Source organism: Methylophaga sp. UBA5088 (genome assembly GCF_002414625.1).
Classification (GTDB): Bacteria; Pseudomonadota; Gammaproteobacteria; order Nitrosococcales; family Methylophagaceae; genus Methylophaga; species Methylophaga marina.
Genome location: NZ_DIAC01000046.1, coordinates 13,812 through 14,190, shown reverse-complemented (window position 1 = coordinate 14,190; position 379 = coordinate 13,812). Strand labels below are relative to the sequence as shown.

Sequence of the window (379 nt, the reverse complement as noted above, 5' to 3'; positions counted from 1 at the left end):
CGACCAAGGGGCCAACTTCAGTCCAGCTCATAGTTACCTCTACACTACTTGTTTAATCGGGATATAGTTATCTTTGTATTTGGCAGCGTGCTCAGCCCAAGGATCGACCTGTGCATTCTTTTGTGATTCATGGAAACGCTCAGCCAACCGCTTACGATTCACTTCATCGTCCACCACCGCTGAAGTCACATGTTTCAAACCAACACGCTCAATCCAAGGTGCGGTACGTTCTAAATAGTGAGCTTCTTCACGATATAACTGCATAAAGGCCGCGCAATATTCCAAGGCTTCTTCTTCGGTGGCAACTTTGGTGAGAAAGTCTGTTGCTCGGACTTTAATCCCACCGTTACCACCAACATGAAGTTCGTAGCCAGAATCG

At 47.0% G+C, this 379-nt stretch carries 1 pseudogene; it reads right to left on the bottom strand.

Annotated features, from left to right (window positions below):
• Window positions 1-39 precede the first annotated feature (39 nt).
• Window positions 40-379: pseudogene (locus B4K20_RS06140) on the bottom strand (nitrite reductase large subunit); the annotation flags it as partial.